The sequence below is a fragment of the Actinoplanes sp. NPDC051513 genome (assembly GCF_044454685.1).
Taxonomy (GTDB): Bacteria; Actinomycetota; Actinomycetes; order Mycobacteriales; family Micromonosporaceae; genus Actinoplanes.
In genome coordinates, this window is record NZ_JBITDW010000022.1 from 107,267 (window position 1) to 129,227 (window position 21,961).

At 70.4% G+C, this 21,961-nt stretch carries 22 protein-coding genes; 10 read left to right on the forward strand and 12 right to left on the reverse strand.

Features of this window, described 5'->3' with window-relative positions:
• Positions 1-44: 44 nt before the first annotated feature.
• Positions 45-572: a hypothetical protein gene (locus tag ACIA5D_RS40825; RefSeq protein ID WP_396035904.1), complete on the forward strand. Its 528-nt coding sequence runs from the start codon at positions 45-47 to the stop codon at positions 570-572.
• Here the strand turns inward: ACIA5D_RS40825 and ACIA5D_RS40830 are convergent.
• The gene (locus tag ACIA5D_RS40830; RefSeq protein ID WP_396035906.1) at positions 563-2,362 is read right to left on the reverse strand and encodes a bifunctional metallophosphatase/5'-nucleotidase; all 1,800 of its coding nucleotides are present in this window, start codon (positions 2,360-2,362) and stop codon (positions 563-565) included. The genes ACIA5D_RS40825 and ACIA5D_RS40830 overlap by 10 nt on opposite strands.
• A gap of 100 nt (positions 2,363-2,462) precedes the next feature.
• On the reverse strand, positions 2,463-4,148 hold the full coding sequence (gene argS, locus ACIA5D_RS40835; protein WP_396035908.1) for an arginine--tRNA ligase: 1,686 nt from the start codon (positions 4,146-4,148) through the stop codon (positions 2,463-2,465).
• A 170-nt stretch (positions 4,149-4,318) separates the two neighbouring features.
• On the opposite strand from argS, the gene ACIA5D_RS40840 reads away from it, so the two are divergent.
• Both ACIA5D_RS40840 and ACIA5D_RS40845 read left to right on the forward strand, forming a co-directional pair.
• Positions 4,319-4,762 carry a protein phosphatase gene (locus ACIA5D_RS40840; protein ID WP_396035910.1) on the forward strand — a complete coding sequence of 148 codons (444 nt, stop codon included), beginning with the start codon at positions 4,319-4,321 and terminating at the stop codon, positions 4,760-4,762.
• A gap of 86 nt (positions 4,763-4,848) precedes the next feature.
• On the forward strand, positions 4,849-5,349 hold the full coding sequence (locus ACIA5D_RS40845; protein ID WP_396035911.1) for an SRPBCC family protein: 501 nt from the start codon (positions 4,849-4,851) through the stop codon (positions 5,347-5,349).
• On the opposite strand, the gene ACIA5D_RS40850 is transcribed toward ACIA5D_RS40845, so the two are convergent.
• From ACIA5D_RS40850 to ACIA5D_RS40885, 8 genes are all read right to left on the reverse strand, one after another.
• Positions 5,346-6,155 (reverse strand): class I SAM-dependent methyltransferase, encoded by an 810-nt coding sequence (locus tag ACIA5D_RS40850; RefSeq protein WP_396035912.1) that lies wholly within the window; start codon positions 6,153-6,155, stop codon positions 5,346-5,348. The genes ACIA5D_RS40845 and ACIA5D_RS40850 overlap by 4 nt on opposite strands.
• A gap of 48 nt (positions 6,156-6,203) precedes the next feature.
• On the reverse strand, positions 6,204-8,777 hold the full coding sequence (locus ACIA5D_RS40855; protein ID WP_396035913.1) for an ATP-binding protein: 2,574 nt from the start codon (positions 8,775-8,777) through the stop codon (positions 6,204-6,206).
• Positions 8,778-8,812: 35 nt separating this feature from the next.
• Positions 8,813-10,468 carry a glycoside hydrolase family 3 protein gene (locus tag ACIA5D_RS40860; RefSeq protein ID WP_396035914.1) on the reverse strand — a complete coding sequence of 552 codons (1,656 nt, stop codon included), beginning with the start codon at positions 10,466-10,468 and terminating at the stop codon, positions 8,813-8,815.
• Complete coding sequence (locus ACIA5D_RS40865) at positions 10,465-11,025, reverse strand: flavoprotein (protein WP_396035915.1); 561 nt, start codon at positions 11,023-11,025, stop codon at positions 10,465-10,467. Before ACIA5D_RS40865 ends, ACIA5D_RS40860 begins: the two co-directional genes overlap by 4 nt.
• A 47-nt stretch (positions 11,026-11,072) precedes the next feature.
• Positions 11,073-11,387, reverse strand: a complete 315-nt coding sequence (locus ACIA5D_RS40870; RefSeq protein WP_396035916.1) for a helix-turn-helix domain-containing protein — start codon at positions 11,385-11,387, stop codon at positions 11,073-11,075.
• A 227-nt stretch (positions 11,388-11,614) separates the two neighbouring features.
• A complete protein-coding gene (locus tag ACIA5D_RS40875) occupies positions 11,615-12,235 on the reverse strand; it encodes a hypothetical protein (RefSeq protein ID WP_396035917.1) in 621 nt (206 codons plus the stop codon).
• The gene (locus ACIA5D_RS40880) at positions 12,232-13,425 is read right to left on the reverse strand and encodes an ABC transporter-binding protein (RefSeq protein ID WP_396035918.1); all 1,194 of its coding nucleotides are present in this window, start codon (positions 13,423-13,425) and stop codon (positions 12,232-12,234) included. Before ACIA5D_RS40880 ends, ACIA5D_RS40875 begins: the two co-directional genes overlap by 4 nt.
• A gap of 24 nt (positions 13,426-13,449) precedes the next feature.
• On the reverse strand, positions 13,450-13,857 hold the full coding sequence (locus tag ACIA5D_RS40885) for a MarR family winged helix-turn-helix transcriptional regulator (RefSeq protein WP_396035919.1): 408 nt from the start codon (positions 13,855-13,857) through the stop codon (positions 13,450-13,452).
• 102 nt (positions 13,858-13,959) lie between these two features.
• Between ACIA5D_RS40885 and ACIA5D_RS40890 the strand changes: the two genes are divergently transcribed.
• The 6 genes from ACIA5D_RS40890 to urtE all read left to right on the forward strand — a co-directional run bounded on the left by ACIA5D_RS40890 (position 13,960) and on the right by urtE (position 19,916).
• A complete protein-coding gene (locus ACIA5D_RS40890) occupies positions 13,960-15,051 on the forward strand; it encodes a substrate-binding domain-containing protein (RefSeq protein ID WP_396035921.1) in 1,092 nt (363 codons plus the stop codon).
• Between the two features lie 160 nt (positions 15,052-15,211).
• Positions 15,212-16,468 (forward strand): urea ABC transporter substrate-binding protein, encoded by a 1,257-nt coding sequence (urtA, locus tag ACIA5D_RS40895; protein WP_396035922.1) that lies wholly within the window; start codon positions 15,212-15,214, stop codon positions 16,466-16,468.
• A 58-nt stretch (positions 16,469-16,526) separates the two neighbouring features.
• Positions 16,527-17,414 (forward strand): urea ABC transporter permease subunit UrtB, encoded by an 888-nt coding sequence (gene urtB, locus ACIA5D_RS40900; RefSeq protein ID WP_396035923.1) that lies wholly within the window; start codon positions 16,527-16,529, stop codon positions 17,412-17,414.
• On the forward strand, positions 17,411-18,493 hold the full coding sequence (gene urtC / locus ACIA5D_RS40905) for an urea ABC transporter permease subunit UrtC (RefSeq protein ID WP_396035924.1): 1,083 nt from the start codon (positions 17,411-17,413) through the stop codon (positions 18,491-18,493). Before urtB ends, urtC begins: the two co-directional genes overlap by 4 nt.
• On the forward strand, positions 18,490-19,224 hold the full coding sequence (gene urtD, locus ACIA5D_RS40910; protein WP_396035925.1) for an urea ABC transporter ATP-binding protein UrtD: 735 nt from the start codon (positions 18,490-18,492) through the stop codon (positions 19,222-19,224). The genes urtC and urtD overlap by 4 nt, the downstream gene beginning before the upstream one ends.
• Complete coding sequence (gene urtE, locus ACIA5D_RS40915) at positions 19,224-19,916, forward strand: urea ABC transporter ATP-binding subunit UrtE (protein WP_396035926.1); 693 nt, start codon at positions 19,224-19,226, stop codon at positions 19,914-19,916. Before urtD ends, urtE begins: the two co-directional genes overlap by 1 nt.
• Here the strand turns inward: urtE and ACIA5D_RS40920 are convergent.
• Positions 19,906-20,208: a hypothetical protein gene (locus ACIA5D_RS40920; protein ID WP_396035927.1), complete on the reverse strand. Its 303-nt coding sequence runs from the start codon at positions 20,206-20,208 to the stop codon at positions 19,906-19,908. The two genes, urtE and ACIA5D_RS40920, sit on opposite strands and share 11 nt — an antisense overlap.
• Positions 20,209-20,224: 16 nt before the next feature.
• Positions 20,225-21,382, reverse strand: a complete 1,158-nt coding sequence (locus ACIA5D_RS40925; protein WP_396035928.1) for a WXG100 family type VII secretion target — start codon at positions 21,380-21,382, stop codon at positions 20,225-20,227.
• Positions 21,383-21,462: 80 nt separating this feature from the next.
• On the opposite strand from ACIA5D_RS40925, the gene ACIA5D_RS40930 reads away from it, so the two are divergent.
• Positions 21,463-21,957, forward strand: coding sequence for a hypothetical protein (locus ACIA5D_RS40930; RefSeq protein WP_396035929.1), 495 nt, complete (start codon positions 21,463-21,465; stop codon positions 21,955-21,957).
• The last annotated feature ends 4 nt before the right edge of the window (positions 21,958-21,961 follow it).

Consider the following 21,961-nt stretch of genomic DNA (forward strand, 5'->3'; position numbering starts at 1 on the left):
GCCTGCCGATGGGGCGGGTCCGGCAACCGAAAGGCACCCGCTCGATGACCACGCAGCTCCCGTACGACCCGACCCAACCGCCGCCCTATCAGTACGGCGGTCTGATGGTTCCCCACCCGGAGCTCATCCACGCCGCGACCCGTCCGACGCCGTCGTGGGGTCCGGTGGCGGCGTGGACGTTCTTCACCGGCCCGTTCGGGGTCATTCCCGCGGCTCGGCGCGCCGGCAAGGCCAAACGTGCGCGGCAGCGGCAGCATCCGTACTGGATCGCCTTCGGCGTGACCTTGTTGGTGACGTCGGTCTTGTCGCTGGTCGCTCTGAACGTGGGGTTGAGGGTGCTGCTGAACGTCCGGCAGAGCGCCGTGGAGAAGACGATCGAGGGCGAGCTGAGGTCCGCGCCGGCGGCGAAGGGCGTTCGCATCACCGCCGCCGACTGCACGGCCATGAACCAGAAGGCGGCGGGCGGGCTCGACGCGTACGCGTGCGACGTCACGCTGAGCACCGGCAAGAGCGGCACCGTCACCGTCCTCGCGGACGGCGACGGCACCGTCAAAGCCGTGCGTCAGAACTGAATCGGCACGCCCGCGCGGACGAGCTGCCAGTTCTTGACGAAGAAGTCGGCCGGGTTGATGGCGCCCTTCGCCTGGGCCCAGTCGATGAGCAGCTGGCGGATCTCCTTCTGCTCGTTGTAGACCTGCGTCTTCACGATGCCGGGGAAGTTGCCGCCGCCCGAGCGCCGGTAGTTGTTCACCGCCACCACGAACTGGGCCGCCGGGTCGACGTCGGCGCCGTCGATCTGGAGGCGGGTGATCCGCGATCCGACCGGCTTGCTGATGTCGATGTCGTAGTCGACGCCGGAGAGCGTGTCGTAGTTGTAGTCGGGCACGCTCGGGTCGCTGATCGTGTTGGGGTCGACCGGGGCGTCCGGGGCCAGCGTCACGAAGTACTTCGCCGAGTACTCCAGGTACGCCTTCACCTCGGCGCCGGTCAGCACGACCGCCTCGAGCGTGTTGTCGTAGATGTACAGCCCGGCTACGTCCTTGATCTTGACGTCGCCCTGCGGGAACACCGCGGTGCGGCTGAACGGCGCCGCGATCGACAAAACGGGCAAATTTCCGTACGCGCCACCGGCCAGCGCCGCCACGACCGTGTCGGTCTGCACCTTGTTGATGTAGTCGAGGATCGGGGTGTCCTCGTAGCGCGAGGTGGCCGCGGACAGCTCCTCCGTGGACTGCGCGACGATCTGGTTGACGTACGCGACGGTCTTGGCGTGCTGGGCCCTGGTCACCGCGAGCACCGCCGGGTCGGCGTCGACCGTGTTGGTGTTCAGCGTGGTCGAGGCCTTGGTGGTGATCTTCCACTTGCCGTGCTCACGGACCAGGTCGAAGTCCATCTTGGTGAGCCGCTGGCCCCACTTCGACGGCTCGGACATGAGCACCTGCTGACCGGTGGCCGTGTTGGTCACGAACCGCTGCGGGATCTCCAGGTGGGCGTGGCCGAACAGGATCGCATCGATGCCGGGCACGTTCTGGGCGATCAGCGCGGCCGGGTTCTCGTTCGGCAGCTCGGGGCCGTAGCTCGAGGTGCCCGAGTCGCCGCCGTGCGCCGAGATGAGCACGATGTCGGCGCCGCAGCGCCGCATGACCGGCACCCACTTGGCCGCGGTGGCCACCATGTCGAGGAATTCCAGCTTGCCCTCGACGTTGGCCCGGTCCCAGATCGCGACGCCCGGGTTGGTGAGCCCCAGAATGCCGACGCGCAACGTGGGTGCGTGCTTTCCGAGCGAAACCTTCTTGATCACGTACGGGGTGAAGGCCGGCCTCCCGGTCTTGGCGCTGACCGCGTTCGCGGCGAGGGCCGGGAAGCCGAGCTGACGGATCCACAGGTTCAGCAGCGGCAGCCCGTAGTTGAACTCGTGGTTGCCCAGCGTCACCGCGTCGTAGTGCAGGACGTTCATGGCGCGCGCCATCGGGTGCTTCTCGCCGGTCGTGGTGATCGGCTCCTGCTTGGCGTAGTAGGTGGCCAGCGGCGTCCCCTGGATGGTGTCGCCGGCGTCGAGCACCAGCGTCGCCCCGGTCGCCTCCTTGCGGAGCTTGTTGACCAGCGCGGCGAGCTTGGCCACGCCGACGTCGTTGTGCGCGCTGTCGTCGTACTCGGCGTCCCGGTAGTAGTCCCAGTTGTACACGTTTCCATGCGTATCGGAGGTACCCAGCACGGTGAGGTGGAAGGTCTCCGGGGCCGGAGCGTGGCCGCCGCCCTTGCCGTGGGCCTGCGCGGCATCCGAGAACGCGAGGGGCGCCGCGGCCGCGGCCGCGGAGGCGGCGATAACCGTGCGCCGCGATACACCGGCGGGAGGAGTCATCACGAACCTTTCAGAACGGGAACACGCGCCTGGTGAGGCGCGCCTGAACGCACCCTAACCGCCGACGCATCGACGTTGAAGAACGGCACCATCTCGGTTCCTACATCACATCGGGAAGATCGATTCCGAGCAGGGACAGGCCGAGGGCCAGCGTGCGGGCGGTCCGGTCGGCCAGCGTGAGCCGGCTCGCCCGCGTCTCGCCCGACGACCGCAGGACCGGGCACGTCTCGTAGAAGCCGGAGAACGCGACCGCGAGATCATGCAGATAGGACGCGAGCCGGTGCGGCTCCCGCAGGCCGGCGGCGGCCATCACGGCGGGCTCGAAGCCCAGCAGGGCCAGGGCGAGCCTCCGTTCGGCGGGCGCGGTCAGCACGACCGGCCCGAGATCGAAGGCGCCGCGCGCGAAGATCGAGCGAATTCTCGCGTACGCGTACTGCAGGTACGGCCCGGTGTTGCCGGTGGACGCGAGCATCCGGTCCCAGTCGAACACGTAGTCGGAGCGCCGGTCGCCGGACAGATCCGCGTACTTGATCGCGCCGATGCCCACGGGCGGGGCCGTCGCCCGGCTGTCGGCCTCGTCGAGCAGGTCGGCGAGCCGCACGTTGTCCCCGGCCCGGGTCTTGAACATCTTGCCGTCGGCGCCCAGGATCGAGCCGAACTCGATGTGCTCGGCGGTCACCGTGGAGGGCAGCCAGCCCGCGGCCCGGCACACCGCGAAGACCATCCGGAAGTGGGTCCGCTGCGGCGCGCCCACCACGTAGAGGATCCGGTCCGCGCCGAGTGCGCGCACCCGGTGCCGCAGAGCGGCGAGGTCGGTCGCCGCGTACCCGAAACCGCCGTCGCTCTTGCGCACGATCAGCGGCAGCGACTCGCCGTCGCGACCGGTGAAGCCGGGCGGGAAGACGCAGAGCGCGCCCTCGCTCTCCACCAGCAGCCCCTGCGCGGCGAGATCCTCCACAACGGACGCCAGCTGCTCCTGGTAGAAGCTCTCGCCGACGAAGTCGTCGCCGGTCAGGGTCACGCCGAGCCGGGCGTACGTGTCGAGGAAGGTCAGCTCGGTCTGCTCGATCAATCGCCGCCACAGCGCCCGGGACAGCTCGTCGCCCGACTGGAGGGCCACCACCCGCAGCCTCGCCCGGGTGCGGAACCCATCCGACCGCCCCGCCACCACCCTTGAACGGACTGAAGGCGACTCATCGTCCCCATCGAACTTCACCCGCGCGGCACGGTAGAAGTCGGTCAGGCCGGCCAGTGAGTGCTCGGCCTCCTCGCTGCCCAGCTCGACCATGTGCTCGATCAGCATCCCGAACTGGGTGCCCCAGTCGCCGAGGTGGTTGACCCGGATCACGTCGTGGCCCTGCCACTCGAGGATCCTGGCCAGCGCGTCCCCGATGATCGTCGACCGCAGGTGCCCGACCTGCATCTCCTTGGCGGCATTGGGGCCGGAGTAGTCGATCACGATGCGCTCGGGGGCGGCGACCGGCGGGACGCCCAGCCGGTCGTCGAGCGCGTCGACCGCGGCAGCCAGCACGGCGTCGCCGACATCGAGGTTGATGAAGCCGGGGCCGGACACCTCGACATCGGCCAGGCCGGCCAGGTCGGCCTGGTGAGCCACCTCGATCGCTATCTCCCGCGACGGGCGGCCGAGCCGCCGGGCGAGCGCGAGCGCGGCGCCCGATTGGAAATCGGCATGCTGCGACTGCCGGACCAGCGGGTCCACGGCGCTTCCGGCCACGGCGGCGAAGGCCGCCGCGAGCCGGTCGGCGAGCAGAGCTTCGAGATTCATCGGCAAACCCATCGACGGTACGCGCGGGAGACGGGTCGACCGGCATGTCACCTCAGACTCACCGGCGGGATCGACCCGCCGGGAGAAGGGCACAACTCAGCGGCGGTCGTCTGATCGCCGGCGTCGCTCGCTGAGGTTGTACATGGGCGGGACTGTAGCAGGATGGTGGCGTGCGGATCGAGCAGCTTTGGCGGACCGGGGAGCCGGGGGTGCTGGCGTTGCCGTCGGGGCGGCTGGTGCGCGGGCGAGGTCTGCGCGACCCGATGCCGTCCGGGCACCCGCCGACGTTCGGGGTCTACCTCCTGGGCGTTGAGCCTCCGGAGTTCGGCTGGGAGACGCGGTGGGTGCCGTGGCCCGATTTCCGTTTGCCGGCCGACCCTGCGTACCTGAATGAGGTCCTGGTCGAAAGCCTGCGCCGCGCCGGGGGTGAGCGGGTCGAGATCGCCTGCGGCGGCGGCCGTGGGCGCACCGGAACCGCGCTGGCCTGCCTCGCGGTGCTGGACGGCGTGCCGGCCGCCGAGGCGGTCGGATACGTGCGGGAGCAGTACCACCCGCACGCGGTGGAGACGCCGTGGCAGAAGAGGTTCGTGAGACGCTTCGATCGATATCGATAGTCATGTCGGCCGCACGGGCGAAACACAGGGCACTGATCAGAAGCTGCCATTACGCTGGGACAGCACGCCGACGCCCTGGGGGACCGATGATCGTCGTGGAGCGCATGTTCGCCGTGACCGCAGCCCCGGGCGCCGTGCTGGCGTACCTGCGGGACTTCGCGAACGCCCAGGAATGGGACCCCTCGGCCCTGGCGACCCACCGCCTCGGCGCCGGGCCGATCGCGCCCGGCGCGCATTGGCGGCACGTCCGCAAGCTGTTCGGGGTGACCGCCGAGCTGACCTACACGCTGATCGCGGCCGAGCCCGGGCGGCTCGTCTTCCACGGCCGCAGCGAGGGCGCCACCTGCGTCGACACGGTCACGCTCGGGCCGGCGGCCGACGGGACCGCGGTGACCTACCGCACCGAGATCGAGATGCACGGGCTGGCGAAGCTTGCCACCCCGGTCATGCGCGCCGAGATCGAGAAGCTCGCCTCCGGCAGCGTCGCCGCGGTGACGGCGGCTCTCGAGGGCACGGCGGTGCACCGCCGGTTCGGCGCCGCCACGCCGAACCGGCTCACCACCACCCCATTGGAAGAGACTGGTTAGCGCCGAGTAGCAAGCACCTGCACGTACGCGGAGGGGATCTTCGCGGTGCCGTCGGTGGCGACGTTGTGCTCGGCGGCCAGGGCGACCAGGTCGTCGTAGAGGGGCTTGCCACCGTCGGGGCCGAGCGCCTCGAACGCCTTCAGCGTCGGGCCGTAGTTGGTGCGGAAGTAGTCGGCGAAATGCTCGGGCGACGCGAAGCGGAAGACGAACGTGCGCGGCACGATCCGCAGGTCGGTGACCCGGTCGCCGAACAGCTCGCGGATGCGCGGCTCGCTGCCCCATTCGACCGGGCCGCGGATGCCGGGCGGCGGCGGAACCCGGCGGCCCACCGTGCGGAACATGTGGCCGATGAAGCCCTCCGGGGTCCAGTTGGCCATGGCGATCGTGCCGCCCGGCCGGCAGACCCGGGTCATCTCGGCCGCGACTCTCTCCTGGTCGGGGGCGAACATCGCGCCGACCACCGAGATCACGGCGTCGTAGGAGGCGTCCGCATACGGCAGGCTCTCGGCGTCGGCGATGTCGAAGTCCATCGGCAGGTGCTCGGCGCCGGCCCGCTCCCGGCCGCGGTCGAGCAGGCCGGTGACGTAATCGGTGGAGGTGACCCGGCATCCGCAGCGGGCCGCCGCGAGCGAGGCGTTGCCGGAGCCGGCCGCGATGTCGAGCACCGTCGCGCCGGCCGAGAGGTCGGCCGCCTGCGCGAGCTCCTCGGCGATCGGCTGGATGAGCGCGGCCACGGCGCTGTAGTCGCCGCTGGCCCAGGTCTTCTGCTGCTTGGCCTTCAGGCCGTCGAGTACAAGTTCGGTCATGCCGACGACGCTAGGAATCATGACCGGTCCCCACATGGGGAAAGCTCCCTAACTTAGGCCTCTCCGGCGGGCCTCGGCCGCCGCTTGACCCCTATTTCGTACGCCAAGCTTGCCGAGCACCGCCGACACGTGGTGATCGACCGTCTTTGCCGACAGCGTGAGCCGGGCCGCGATGTCGGCGTTGCTCAGTCCCTCGGCGATCAGCGCGAGCACCTCCCGTTGGCGGCCGGTCAGCCCGGTCGGATCGGCGGCCGTGGCCGGGCGCGGGCCGCGCGGCACCGGCAGCCCGCGCTCGCGCAGTTCACCGCGCAGCCGCCGGGCCGGTCGCACGGCACCAAGCCGGTCGTAGATGCGTAGCGCCTCGGCGGTCGCGCCGGCATCGCCCGCGCAGAGCGCCTCGGCCCGCAGGTACGGGCAGCCGCGCTTCTCCCACTCGTCGGCCGCGGCCCGCCACTCCCCCACGACCATCAGCCGGAACGGCTCGGCCGAGGCCGAGGCCGCCGGCGGCGGAACCTCGCCACCGGCGCGCCACAGCCAGAACGCCAGCTCGCCGAGGAACCACGGATGCCCGGCCTGTCCGGCCACCGCCAGTCCGTGCCGCGCCTCGGCCCGCGCCCGCTCCAGGTCGCCCTCCAGCCAGCACAGCTCGGCCAGCGCGATCGCGGCCGGGCCGACGAACTGGATCTCGTCGGCGCGGTAGCCACGCTCGGCGGCGAGCGTGGCGTCCTCGCGGGCGCCGGGCTCGCCGCGGCGCGCCCGCAGCACCGCTCGCACGCTCAGGGCCGGCACGAGATAGGCGCCCGGCACCGGGGTGCCGCTCATCGCCTGCTCGACGTCGTCGGTCGCGGTCGCCCAGTCGCCGCGGGCCAGCCCGACCCGCGCCCGGTGGCCGAGCACGTGCCGCACGTAGCCGTCGAGATCACGGGCGGTCAGGAACGGCAGCACCCGCTCGAAGGTCTGCTCGGCGAGGTCGAGGGCGTAGCGGTCGACCGCGATCGTGCCGAGGTTGACCAGGGCGCGCCCGGCGTGGTCGTCGAGGCCCGCCGCGACGGCCAGGTCGAACGCCTCCCGCAGGCCGGTCACGCCGGCCGGGTCGTCGCGCTGGAGCCGGGCCGACGCGATGTTGACCATGGCGTGGACCTCGGTGTCCCGGTCGCCGGCGCGGCGGGCCAGCTCGAGTGCCCGGCGCCCCCACTCGATCGCCGGCGACTCCTCGTTGGCCAGCATGTACAGCTGCGACACGTGGCTGTACGCGGCGGCCAGCTCCGGGCCGGGCGGCGCGGCCTCGAGCACGCCGACCGCACGCCAGCAGTACTCACGGGCGTCGTCGGGGCGACCGTTCCACCAGCTCAGCCGGGCCATCCAGCGCAGGTCGTCGCCGACGCGCAGTGGGTCGCCGAGATCCTCGCGCAGGCGCAGCGCGGACCGGCGGGCCTCGATCGCGTCGACGCCGAGGCCCGCGTGGTAGGCGGCCAGCGAGTGCTCCTCGAGCAGTTCGGCTCGTTCGTCGGCCGGGCGGTCGGCGGCGAGCGACAGGGCGGCCGAGTAGTGCGCGGCGGCCTGCCGGTAGGCGCCGAGCTGGGCGGCACGGCGGGCGGCGATCGGGGCCCACCGGAGGACGGCCTCGGCGTCGCCGGCGTGGTGCGCATGGTGCACCAGGCGCGCGGGGTCGACTCCCGGCATCGTCGTCAGGGCGGCCAGAACCTCGGCGTGCAGGGCCTTTCGGCGTACGGGAGAAAGGGCCTCCTCGACCGCCCGGCGCAACAGCTCGTGCCGGAAGGCGACGCCGTCGCCGCTCGTGGTGAGAACACCGCGGGCCAGGCATTCGTCGACTGCCCCCGCACGACCCCGCAGCAGGTCGGACTCGGCGTGAGCGGGCACCACCGAGACGAGGCCGGCCACGTCGCGGGCCGGCTCACCGAGCGAGGCCAGCCGGGAGAGCACCAGATCGCGGACGGTCGGCGGGATGCCCTCGGCCTCGGCGGCCAGAACCTCGGTCACCAGCAACGGATTGCCGCCGGTCATCTCGTACACGCCGGGGGTGGCGCGACCGGCACGCTGCGCGAGCTCCGCGACCGCCGCCCGGGAAAGCGGCGGGAGAGTCACCCGCCGCGAGAGGGCAGGCGGGAGTCCGGCCAGGACATTTCGCAAGCGGTGGTCGGGGCCGATCTCGTCATCGCGGTACGTCACGAGCAGGAGCGCCCGGCACAGCGCGAGACGGCGGCCGAGGAACGCGACCATGTCGAGCGTCGCCTCGTCGGCCCAGTGGAGGTCCTCCAGGACGACGACTGGGCGGGCCGTCTGCGGCGGGCGGTCGAGCGCCTCGAGGAACAGGTCGAAGACCTCGGCGCGGGGGCCGTCCACGATGCGCTCGCGAAGGCGGCCGCCCAGCGCGCGGGCGATGTCGTGCAGTGGGCCGAGGGCGCGTGGGGTCAGCAGCGGGTCGCAGGCGCCCCAGAGAACCTGCGCACGCGGGCCGGCGGTCTCGGCGAACGCGGCCGCGAGCGTGGATTTGCCGGCGCCGGCCTCGCCGCTGAGCACGGCGACACGGCCGCCCGCCGACGTCTCGGCCAGCAGCCTGGTCAGGGTCGCGAGCTCGTCGGCGCGTTCCAGCAGGTCCATGTCCGGCCAGGCTAGGCCGGTGGCGGGGGCGGTTCCTAGCGCCTTTCGGACAGGCCGCTGCCGTAGGGGTACAGGCCTTCGATCGTGACCGGGAGACGGCCGGTGGCGGGGGCCTTGCCCTGGAGGACGGCGGCCAGGGCGGTGGTGGAGACGGGCTGGTAGCCGTAGGCGGCCACGTAGGTTTCGGCGGTCGGGAAGTAGGCGAGGTCGTAGGGCGCGCCGACGGCGGTGACGACGATGGGCTTCCCGGTCGCCAGGAGGGCCGCGACGAGGCGTTGCTGGGTGGGGTCGGACCAGGCGTTGTAGGTGGTGACGACCGTGACGTCGTGTTGGCCGGCCGCTGCTACGGCCTGGGCTATGACGGCGTCGGACGGGGAGCCGGTGTAGAAGCGCGTGGCCCCCAGGGCCGCGGCGAGGTTGGTGGTGGTGGACACGCCCCAACCCGTGACCAGGACGCTCTGGGTGGGCTGGATCGGGAGGGCAGCCTTGCGGAGCACCGTGATCGAGCGGGCGGCGGCGTCGGCCATCACTGCCTGGTGGGCGGGGGTGCCTACGGTGGGCGTCTCCGGGACGTACGCGTCATAGGTCTTGGTCTTGAGAATGCGGCGCACCGATTGGTCGATGCGGTGCTCGGTGACGGCGCCGGTGGCGACCGCGTCGAGGAGGGTCTGGATAGCCAGCGGCACGTTGCGGGGCATGAGGAGCTGATCGACGCCGGCGTTCACCGCGTCGAGGACGATCTGCTGGTCGGTGTAGTCCTCGAGGGCGGCCGCCTCCAGGGCGTCGGTGATCACCACGCCGTTGAAGTGGAGGGTGTTGCGCAGCAGGCCGGTGATGATCGGCTTGGAGAGGCTCGCCGGCTTGTTCGAGGGGTCCAGCGCCGGGGCGATGATGTGGGCGGCCATGATGCTCTCGGCGCCCGCTTGGATCGCTGCCCTGAACGGCGGGATGTGGGTCCTGAGGATCTGCTGACGAGACTCGTCGGTGACCGCTACGCCGTTGTCCGTGTTGACCGTGGTGTCGCCCAGCCCTGGGAAGTGCTTGGCCTGCGTCCCGATCTTTGCGCTCTCGTACCCTTTTATGGCCTTTGTCGTGAAATTGGTGACGTGGTGAGTGCGGTCGCTGAACGAGCGGACGCCGTCGGCGCTGTTCAGGGGGTTGGTGTTGACGTCGACCACCGGGGCGTCGACGACGTTGATGCCCAGCGCCTTGAGCTCCTCGCCGCTGACCTTCGCGGCGCGCTCGGCGGTGCGCGGGTCGAAGGTCGCGCCCAGCGCCATGTTGCCCGGGGAGATCGCCAGCGGGGCGCCGATGCGGTTGACGACGCCACCTTCCTGGTCGGTGCTGATCTGCAGCGGGATGCCGGTGTCGGCCATCGCGGCGCGCTGGAGGCCGTTGGAGAGGGCGGCGATCTGGGTGGGACTGCCGAGGTTGTGGCTCCACGTGAAGTAGATGACGCCGCCGAGGTGATACTTCGCGACGGCCTGGGCGGCCGTGGTCACGTCGGCGCCGAACATCGCCTGGTTGGCGGCGGCGTCGGCGGCGCTCGGCGCCGTGGCGCTGTCGCCGTACACATAGGAGACGATCATCTGGCCGACCTTCTCGGCCAGGGTCATTCCCTTCAGCGGGTCACTACCGTGCGCGGGCGTTCCGCCCGCCGCCAAGATCAACACCAGGAGCCACTTGGTCATGACCTCATCGGAACGCTTCGATCGATTGATGTCAAATCCTCAGCCAGGTCCAACGCCCGCAGCCACGGGAAGCAGCGAGGGTCGTTCTGGCCGGGCGGGAGCGGCTCCCAGTCGTCGTCGGGGCCGAACAGGACGCGTACGCCCTCCGATCGCAGATCCTCGACCGCCCGGCGGAACGGCCGCCGGGCGGCGAGCGCCGAATTGACCGCCGGCACGACAACGGTCGGCACGCCGCGGCCGATCACCTCGGCCACCGAACTGAGCGCGTATGTGTCCGCGATTCCCGCCGCGAGCTTGTTGACCGTGTTGAACGTCGCCGGCGCCACGATCAGCGCATCCGCCGGCGGCGAGATCCGCCGGCCGTCGGGCGCGAACTTGTACGTCGTGCGCACGGGACGCCCGCAGGCCCGCGCCACGTCGGCGACATCGATGAAGTCGAGCGCGTTCTGCGTGGCCGTCACGTCGACGGCCCACCCACGCTTGGCTGCCTCGACGACGAGCGAGACGACACCCGAGGCCGCCCCTCCCCCACACACCACCACCCGCAAATCACCCATAGCCTCAGATTCTGACGGATGATCGCACCCTCGGGCTCCCCTTACGATCAGGCGATCTGCCGCAGGTCGTTCCCGTAGTCGAAGATGATCCGCATTCGCGCGCCCAGCGCCCGGGCGTAGCGACTGAGCGTCGCCACCTCGTTGACGTCGAGGTCGCCGTTCTCGATCTGGCTCACGCGGCCCGGCGTGACCCCCATCAGGCCGGCGACCTGCCGCTGGGTGAGCCCCAGCCGCCTACGCTCCTCGGCGAGGTGGAACGCGCTGACCCAAGCCTCGGTACGATCCCGCTCGGCCGCGGCCGCCTCGTCGTCCCCGTCGTGCAGCTCGGCTCGGACCTCTTCCCACTCGTAGAACTCGGTCATAGCCGCTCTCTCCGTTTGCGCTCGGCCGCCAGCCAATCCTCATACGCGATCTCCGCGAGCGGAATTGTCTCCTTGTACCACGCGGACCAGTTGCCGGCCTTGTTCCCCGCGACGAGCAGGACCGCCTGAGACCATGGGTCGAACCTGCCTGGTGACGCGAATGGTCCAACGACGTTCCGGAGGCACGTACCAGGCTTTAGCTCGCGCTAAACAACATCGCCAGGAGGCTACCGCCGCGGGGTTTTGCGGCCGGCCAGAAGGCGGCGGATCAGCAGTGGCAGGAACGGCTGGCGGTCGTTCGTCGCCCTCCCGTTGGACGCCCGCGTCAGGGGCGGCACGTCCGGCCCGCCCCCTGCCGGCCCGCCCCCTGCCGGCCCGCCCCCTGCCGGCCCGGGCGATAGTGCGGTCGGCGGGCCCCCTGCCGGCCCGGGCGATAGTGCGGTCGGCGGCCCAGGGCTGACTGCCGGCGGGCTGGCGGCCGGCCCGGCGGCTGGTGGTGCGGGTGAGGGCTCGACCGACGGCGGGGGAGTGGGCTCCTCGGGGGCGCCGGTGCCCGACGGCGGTAGGGACTGGGACTGGTAGGAGCGCAGGGCCAGCACGAAGGCGACCAGCGCGACCACCCCGGCCGCCACACTGGAGAGCTTGTCGGCCAGATCGGGCCCCAAGGCCGCCACCGCCACCACGACGGTGAGGATCACCAGGAGGGCCAGGGCCGTGGTGCGGAACCAGCGGCTCACCACCAGGTTGGGGCGGCGGCTCAGGAGCAGGTGCACCAGCGGCTCGACCGCGACGATCAGCAGCGTCACGATCAGGGAGAGCTGCCAGGCCTGGATGCCGGAGTCGCTCATCGCAACACCCCTCGGATGTCGGTGATGAACTGCTGGGTCAGCTCCTCGCCGTCGTGCAGGTAGCGCCTCGTGTGGTCGGCGAAGCGGCGGGCGAACTCGGCGTAGTTGGCGTGCGGCGGGCGTGGACGGGAGCCCTCGACCGCGTTGCGGATCAGGCTCAGGTGGGGCAGCGCCTCTTGGAGATCGGCGTCGATGTACGCGTCCACGCCCGTGGGGGCGAAGCCGAACGAGGTGAGCAGTTTCTGCGCGGGGTTGTCGGTCAGGAAGTGGATCGCCCGGATCGCCTCGTCGCGGTGGTCGCTGTCGGCCGCCACCGCGAGGCTCTGGCCGCCCAGGATGCCGATCGGCAGGCGGCTGATGCGGATCTCGGCGGTGTCGGGCCTGACCCGCTCGGCGCGGTCGAGCGGCAGGTAACGGACCGGCCAGCTGCGCATGTACCGCAGGTTGTCGCGCTGGAACGCGCGGGTCGTGTCGTCCTCGCCGGCCGCGGCGACCACCCGCTTGCGGCGGATCGCGTCGGCGAGCGGGGCCAGCGCGTCGCGCCACTGCCCCAAGCCGTACGAGAGGGTGCCGCCCTCGTCGAGGATCGCCTCGTCTTGCGCGAGCGCCTGCTCGAGCACGTTGCACACGAACGCCTCGTCGGTCTGGCTGCCGACCGTGTCGAGCTGGCCGGCGAACCGGACCGGGCCGGTGGCCGACGCGGCGAGCACCGACTTGAGCGTGAGCGGCGGGTCGGAGCGCTTGTCGGTGACCCGGCGGAACAGCATCCCGACGTCGGAGTTGAACGGCACCGCCCAGAGCTGATCGGTCCCGGCGCGCCGGCACACCTGGCGGACCGGGGCGAGCAGCGAGATGTCGTTCTCGAGATCGATCGGGACGATCTTGCGCTCGGCGACGAACCGCGGGATGTGGATGACGTCGAGGTTGAAGATGTCGGCGTGCGTCTCGTTGAACTTGAGGAACTGGTCCTGGGTGGAGCTGTTGACCTCTTGCACCTGGATCTGGACGGTCGGATTCATCCGGTTCCACATGCTGACCAGGAGCTGACGGCCGCCGGTGGGGTCGGCGCCGGTCGCGAGGGTGAGCTGGATCTTTTCCCGCCGGGTGAAGAAGTATCCGGCGGACGTCGACAGCATGCCCGCGGTAAGCGCCCCGGCGAGGAACGACCGTCGCGAGTAGAGCTCGGCCATGCACTGACCGTACTCGATCGATCTCTACAAGGTGACCCGGGTCACGGAGAGCCCCTCGATCAGGGATGCGAGACGCTCCGAAAGAAGCGGATCCTCCGGCAGATCCGACAGGTCCGCAGAGATTCCGGCGTGCAGCCGGCGTCCGCGGGGCGTCAGGTAGGCCAGGATCCGTCGCCGATCCACATCGTCCACCCGCCGATACACCAGGTTGTCGTCGACGAGCTGGTCGATCAGGCGGGTGAGACTTGGCGGCGGCAGGAAGGCATCGGCCGACAACGACGACATCGAAACGCCGGAACCGCCGGCGAGCAGCGTGATCACGCGCCACGCGTCGAGACCGATGCCGTGGCCGGAGAGCACCACCGACACCCGCTGCGCCATGAGCCGCTCGGCCCGGGTCAGCAGCTGCATCAGGTCGGCGGATCGGCGCATGGCTCCCCCTTGATCCCCAGCGCGTGGCCGCCATGCTACAGAACGGCTGCAGCTTGCGCCGGGAAGTTCCGCGCGTAACAGCGGCACGCGAGCATGGTGGCCATGCCCGAGCTGCTCGACCTCAGCCCGGACGCGGTCCGGGTGGCGCTGGTCGTGCCGCTGCGGGGGCCGGCCGGCATCTTCGGCCCGAGCGCCGAATTGTGCGCGCAACTGGCCGCCGAGGAGGTCAACGCCGCGGGCGGGGTGCTGGGCCGCGAGCTGGTGTTGATCCCGGTGGACGGGGGCGCGGCGCCCGAGCGGGTGGCGGCCGAGGTGGAGGCCCTGGTCTCGATGGGCGCCGTGCACGGGGTGACCGGCTGGCACATCTCGTCGGTGCGGCAGGCCGTCGCGCCGCGGGTCGCGGGCCGGATCCCGTACGTCTACACCGCGCTCTACGAGGGCGGCGAGCGCACCGCGGGGGTCTTCCTCACCAGCGAGACCCCGCAGGCGCAACTGCTCCCGGCGATGTCGCTGCTGACCGGCGAGCGCGGCGTGCGGAGCTGGCACATCGTCGGCAACGACTACGTCTGGCCACGCCGGACAGCGCATGCGGTCAGAAGACACGGCACGCGGATCGCCGGCGAGGACTACGTGCCGCTCGGCACGCACGACTTCTCGAGGGTGATCAGCCGCGTGGAACGGGCCGAAGCCGACGCCGTCCTCATGCTGCTGGTCGGCAACGACGCCGTCCGCTTCAACCGCGCCTTCGCCCGGGCCGGCCTCGACGCCCGCTGCTTGCGGCTGAGCACGCTGATGGACGAGAACATGCTGCTGGCCAGCGGCCACGCCGCCACCCACGACCTGCACAGCGCGGCCGGCTTCTTCGCCTCGATGGTCACCCCCGAGAGCCTCGACTTCCACGGCCGCTACGCGGCGCGGTTCGGCCCGGAGGCGCCGCCGCTGGGCAGCCTCGGCGAGTCCTGCTACGAGGGCGTGCTGCTGCTGGTGGCGCTGATCCGGCGGGCGCGGACGCTGGACGTACGCGAGATCGGCGCCCGCGCCGGCGAGGTGTCCTACGAGGGGCCGCGCGGCCTGTTGCGGCTGCACCGGCGGCACGTGCGCCAGCGGATCTACCTGGCCCGGGCCCGCGGCGTCGAGTTCGACGTCTTGACAAACCTGCCACCGTCCACGGAGGATGCTTCCAGCTGGAAGTAACAGCTTTCTTGCCGACCATTTTCTGGTCGGCTTTTTTCGTTTCCGGAAAAGAGCGGAAACGTTTTGTTAAGCGCCGGGAAACGGCGCCGAAATCGTTCACTCAGAGACTGAGTCCGGTCAATACCACAAAGCCCTAGCCATCGAGGCAGGAGGCTTCTTCGTGTTCAATATTCGCGGAACTCGCACGCTCGCCGTCATCGCGGCGGCGTCAACCATTGCCGCGCTCGCGGCCTGCGGCGCCAAGACGAGCGACAGCGGCACGTCGTCCGGCGCCGGCGCCGTCGTCGACACCTCCGGCCCCACCATCAAGGTCGGCCTGCTCAACTCCCTCTCCGGCACCATGGCGATCAGCGAGGTCACCGTCCGGGACTCGCTCAAGCTGGCGATCGACGAGATCAACGCCTCGGGCGGCGTGCTCGGCAAGCAGATCGAGCCGGTCAGCGAGGACGGCGCCTCGGACTGGCCGACCTTCGCCGAGAAGTCGCAGAAGCTGATCAGCCAGGACAAGGTCGCGGCGGTCTTCGGCTGCTGGACCTCGGCCAGCCGCAAGGCGGTCAAGCCGGTCTTCGAGAAGAACAAGGCGCTGCTGTTCTACCCCGTGCAGTACGAGGGTCTCGAGGAGTCGCCGTACATCTTCTACACCGGCGCCACCACCAACCAGCAGATCGTCCCGGCGCTCGACTACCTCAAGGCGCAGGGCAAGACCTCGCTGTACCTGGTCGGCTCCGATTATGTCTTCCCGCGCACCGCCAACAAGATCATCAAGGCGTACGCGAACGCGAATGGCATGAAGGTGCTCGGCGAGGATTACGCGCCGCTGGGCTCCACCGAATTCTCCACGATCGTCAACAAGGTGAAGGCGGCGAAGGCGAGCGCGGTCTTCAACACGCTCAACGGCGACAGCAACGTCGCGTTCTTCAAGGAGTACAAGTCGGCCGGCCTCACGGCCGCGTCGATGCCGGTGGTCTCGGTCTCGATCGCCGAGGAGGAGGTCAAGAGCATCGGTACGCAGTACCTCGCCGACCAGCTCACGGCGTGGAACTACTACCAGACCACCTCGGGCGCCGCCAACGACAAGTTCGTCAAGGCGTACAAGGCGAAGTACGGCGCCGACAAGCCGACCAGTGACCCGATGGAGGCCGCGTACACGTCGGTCTACCTGTGGAAGGCGATGGTCGAGAAGGCCGGCTCGTTCGACGTCGAGAAGGTCAAGGCGGCCGCGGGCGCCGGCGGCATCACCTACGAGGCCCCCGAGGGCCTGGTCACGGTCGACGGCCCCTCGCAGCACGTCTACAAGACCGCGCGGATCGGCAAGATCGGCTCGGACGGCCTGATCAAGGAGGTCTGGACCTCCGGGCAGCCGATCAAGCCCGACCCCTTCCTCAAGGACTACAGCTGGGCGGCCGGACTTTCCTGATCGGCAGCAGGGCGGGGTGTCGCGCGCGCGGCACCCCGTACCCGAAAGGGGTTTGATCTTGAATTTGGTCCTGAGTCAGCTCTTCACGGGCATCAGCATCGGCGCGGTCCTGCTGCTCATCGCCCTGGGGCTGAGCCTGACCTTCGGTCAGATGAACGTGATCAACATGGCGCACGGTGAGTTCATCATGGCCGGCGCCTACACCGTGTACGTGCTCCAGCAGGTCGTCACCAGCGCCGGCGTCTCGATGATCGTCGCCCTGCCGGTCGCCTTCGCGGTCGCCGGGGCGATGGGCGTGCTGCTCGAGTTCCTGCTGATCCGGCGTCTCTACGGCCGTCCGCTCGACACGCTGCTGGTCACCTGGGGCGTCGCGCTGATCCTCCAGCAGGCGGCCCGCGACATCTTCGGCGCGCCGAACGTGCAGACCCGCGCGCCCGACCTGCTCACCGGCAGTATCCACCTGCCCGGCGGCCTGGTGATCGCCAGCAGCCGGGTCTTCATCCTCGCGCTCGCCCTGGCGGCCGTGGCCGCGCTCACCGTCGTGCTCAAGACCACGTCGCTGGGCCGGCGAATCCGCGCGGTCGTGCAGAATCGCGATCTCGCCGCCGTCTCGGGGCTGGCCACCGGGCGCATCGACCGGCTCACGTTCTTCATCGGCTCGGGGCTCGCGGGCATCGCCGGGGTCGCGTTCACGCTGATCGGCCCGATCGGCCCGACGATGGGCACGAACATCATCGTCAATGCGTTCCTGGTGGTCGTCGTGGGCGGGATCGGCCAGCTCAAGGGAACCGTGATCGTGGCGTTCGCGCTCGGCATCCTCCAATCCATGGTGGAGTACACGACCACCGTCAGCGTCGCCAGCGTGATCGTCTTCATCGCGATCGTGGCATTCCTGCAATGGCGGCCGCAGGGTCTGTTCACGTTGCGGACGAGGAGTCTCGCATGACCGCTCTCGCTTCGCCGCCGGTACCGCCGCCGGTCGAGACTCGCCGGCCTCGCTCGGGCTGGCGCGCCGCCGCAGGTTTCGGCATCGGCGTTCTGCTGCTTTTCGCGCTCGCCCCGGCCATTCTCGGCGATTTCCGGCTGAGCCTGCTCGCGAAATACCTCTGTCTCGCGATCATCGCGGTCGGCATCGGGCTGGCCTGGGGTCGCGGTGGCATGCTGACGCTCGGCCAGGGCGTCTTCTTCGGCCTCGGTGGATACGCGATGGCCATGCATCTCAAGCTCGCCGACGCGGGCCCCGGCAATCTGCCCGATTTCATGCAACTGTACGGGCAATTGGACACGCTCCCCTGGTGGTGGCGGCCATTCGCGAATCCCGTCTTCGCATTGATAGCAACCGTTGCGTTGCCGATGCTCGTGGCCCTGCTGCTCGGCCTGCTGATCTTCCGCCGGCGAGTACGTGGCGCCTATTTCGCCATTCTGTCGCAGGCCCTCGCGGCGGCCATGGCGATCTTCCTCATCGGCCAGCAGGGCACGACCGGCGGGACGAACGGCCTCACCGACATCCAGGGATTCTTCGGGTACGACCTGAACGACCCGGTCAACCGCAGAATGATCTACTTCATCGTGGCGGGCGCGCTGCTGCTCATGCTGGCCGTGGCCTGGCAACTGATGCGGTCGAGGTACGGCGAGCTGCTGGTGGCGGTGCGCGACGCCGAGGAGCGGGTGCGGTTCCTCGGCTACGACCCGGCGAACGTCAAGCTGGTGGCCTACGTGGTCGCCGCCGGGATGGCCGGGCTCGCGGGCGCCCTGTTCGTGCCGGCCGTCGGGATCATCTCGCCGGCGCTGGTCGGCGTGGTCCCGTCGATCGAGTTCGTGGTCGGCGTCGCGGTCGGCGGGCGGGCGAGCCTCGTCGGCCCGGCGGTCGGCGCCGTGGCGGTGGCCTGGGCGCGTACGGCGTTGTCGGAGCGAGTCCCCTCGGCCTGGATCTATTTCGAGGGCCTGCTCTTCATCCTGCCCATCGTCTTTCTTCCCGGCGGTCTCGCCTCGCTGTTCCGCTACATCAGGAGGTCGCGCTCATGACCGGCCTGTCCGTACGCGACCTGCGCGTGGTCTTCGACGGTTTCGTCGCCGTCGGCGGCGTCGACCTCGCGGTGCCGGCCGGCGACGTCCGCTTCCTGATCGGTCCGAACGGCGCCGGCAAGACCACCCTCATCGACGCCGTCACCGGCCTGGTCAAGGCCACCGGATCGGTGACCTTCGACGACCATTCCCTGCTCGGCCGCAAGGTCCACAAGATCGCCCGGCTCGGCGTCGGCCGGACGTTCCAGACCGCGGCGGTCTTCGAGGAGCTCACGGTCCTGCAGAACCTCGACATCGCCGCCGGCTGGAGCCGGCATCCGCTCACCCTGCTGCGCCGCCGTGCCGGGATTCCCGACTCGGTGGCCGCCGCTCTGCAAACGGTGGGGCTGGCCGGCGTCCGCGACGAGCTCGCGGGAACGCTGGCGCACGGCCAGAAACAGTGGCTGGAGATCGGCATGCTCCTGGTGCAGGACGCCAAGCTCCTGCTGCTGGACGAGCCGGTGGCCGGTATGAGCCAGTCCGAGCGCGACGCCACCGGCGAGCTGCTCGGCCGCCTCGCCGCCGACCGCACGGTCCTGGTCATCGAGCACGACATGGACTTCCTGCGGCGCTTCGCCCGCACCGTCACGGTGATGCACGCCGGCAAGATTCTCTCCGAGGGCACGGTGGCCGAGGTCCAGGCGGATCCCCGGGTTCAGGAGGTCTACCTCGGACACGCGGGGGTGGCGTGATGCTTCAGTTCGACGAGATCCACGTCGGCTACGGCCGCAGCGTGGTCCTGCACGGCGTCTCCCTGACCGTTCCCACGGACGGCGTGGCCGCGGTGCTGGGCCACAACGGCGCCGGCAAGAGCACGCTGCTGCGCTGCGCCGTGGGCCTGCTGAAACCCCGCCAGGGCAAGGTCACGCTGGACGGCGAGGACATCACCCGCCTGGCCCCACACCAGCGGGTGGCGCGCGGGATGGCGTATGTCCCGCAGGGACAGCAGAGCTTCCCTCACCTCACCACCGCGGAGAACCTGCAGATGGTGGCCGACGGCCGCAAGGACGGCAAGGCCGCGATGGCTGAGGCGCTGGATTCGTTTCCCGCCCTGCGGTCGCTCCTCGCACGCCGGGCGGGGTTGCTGTCGGGCGGCCAGCGCCAGCAGCTGGCGATAGCCCGGGCCCTGATCACCCGCCCGCGCCTGCTCCTGCTGGACGAGCCCACCGAGGGCATCCAGCCTTCGGTGGTGGCCGAGATCGAGCAGACCATCCTGTCGGTGGCCGCCCAAGGCGGCATGTCGGTGCTGCTGGTGGAGCAGCATGTAGGTTTCGCGCTGACGGCGGCCGAGCGCTACTACGTCCTGGAGGCGGGCCGGGTGACCTCCACCGGCGAGGGCGGGGTCGCCGCCGAGAGCGCCGTCCGCCAGGCCCTCACGGTGTGACCGTGACGTCCGTCGCCGTCGTGGGATCGAAGTAGTCGACGGTCCAGCCGAGCTCGCCCGCCAGCCTGCGGGCGAGCTCGCGACCGCGCGTGTCGAAGGCCTCCGCCGCTGCCTCGTCGGCAAAACCGGACCGGATCGGGTCGTCCCGGTCGAGCGTCTCGTCGTACTCGTCGGCCCAGGCCAGCAACGCCGCTGCCAACTCCGCGGAGATCGGCAGCGAGACCGGGTCGACGTTGGTCGTGCCGGTCTCGTCGCGCCGCCAGAGCGGAAAGCAGTCGTAGTCCGTCATCACGCGGATGACGCTCCGGTCATCGCCCAACTGGATTCGCCCCCACGATGAAGCCGTTGCTGCCCACGGTGACCGCGAGCCTATAGGTCCGTCCTTCGAACACGACCTCGTAGAGGATCCGCGGACTGCGCCGGCCCTCGGTGCCGACCACCTCGCCGGTGGTCACCGCCTCGAACACCAGCCTGCCGATCTTGTCCTCGGGCACCCCGACGTTGGTGAAGTCCTGTGCGTGGCGCTCGAGGATGTGCTGCATCCCGGCCCGACTGCTGCCCTTCTCCAGGAAGAGGATCCGGCCGGAGGCATCCCGCCCGATCTCCAGAATGTCGTCGGGATTGTGTTTGACGCCCGCGCGCTCCAACTCGTCGATCAGGTCCTGCCGCCCACGCCTGCCCGACCCGCGGGCACCCTCGCCGCCATTGACGAAGCGGCCCAGCAGTTCCTTGAGCCACTCGATGAACTTGCCGATCTGGTCGCCGGCACCGCGCAGGCGGGTCAGGCTGTGGACGAGGTCGCGGAGCCATTTGGCTATCCGGGCAGCCCACGAGGCGCACAGCGTGGCAACCTGTTCGACGATCAGGCCCGTGGCGGCGCCGAGCGACAGCAGCGCCTCGGCGGCGTAGGTGATCAGGCGAGAGACCAGCGTGGCGATGGCGTCGCGGACCAACATGCGGACGCCCGCGATCAGCGCGCCGGACGCCTCGGACATCACCGCCATCGTGTCGGCGGCCTCCGCGAGCCCGCCGATCGCGCCGTTCTGCTGGGCCGACCAGGCACGGTAGGCGTCGCCGGCCTCGCCGGTCCACTCGGTCGTGTCCCAGCTCGCCGCGCGCTCCAGGTCGGCGGCGCGCTCGCGAAGCGCCCCGGCGATGTTGCGCCAGGTCTGGGCCTGGGCGGCGATCTGCGCGGGGTCGCCCGCGAGCCAGTCGAGCGCCTCCGCGAGCGGTTTGACATGTTCGATGATCCAGGCCACGCCGTACTGGAGGAGACCGCCGATCGGGTCGGAGACCAGGGCAAGCGCGTCCAGGCCGGCCGAGACGCCGCCGAGGCCCTCGTCGATCCAGTTGCCGTCACGGACGCCGCTCGCGATCAGCTCGATGTCCTCGGCGATCCACACCCCGGCCCACGGGTCGACCGGCGTCGCGGACGCCGTCGCCACGAGAGGGTTGGGGCTGGTCACCGGCGATGCCTCCGGAGAGTGAGCGAGTCCTCACGGTAGCGGCGTGCGTCAATTTCTTGTTCTTGACCCAGCCCGCGTCCATGCTGGTCCTTCGCTTCAGTCGTCGCGCGGCGATCGCCGCCGCAATCGCCGGCGTGTTCGTCAACCCCACGGCCGCTCAGGCGGCCACCACCTCCTCCTACAGCACGACTCGAGCTTCGCGAGCAAGTCGCTGCGTACGGCTTCGTCGTGCCGTGCCCAACCACACGCGCGCCGTCTCCGACACGACCGGGCTCTTCGCCGACGCGCTCCAGGCCAACTGGACGGTCTCCTGGGCCGCGGCCGAGAACGCCCGCACCGGGTCGCCGCTCAAGGGCGTCATCGACACCGACACCTTGCTGCTGGCGGGTCACACGTTCGGCGGGGCGACGGGGCTCAGCGTCAGCACCGGGATCACGATCACGCCGTTCACGAGCACGATCGCGCGCTGGGCCCCGTTCCTGCTGGCCCAGATCGGCGATACGAGCGCAAAGCTCTACGTGTACGGGACGGGCGACGCCGCCGACTCGAATGTGGAGACGAAGCACCTGCTGTGACGTA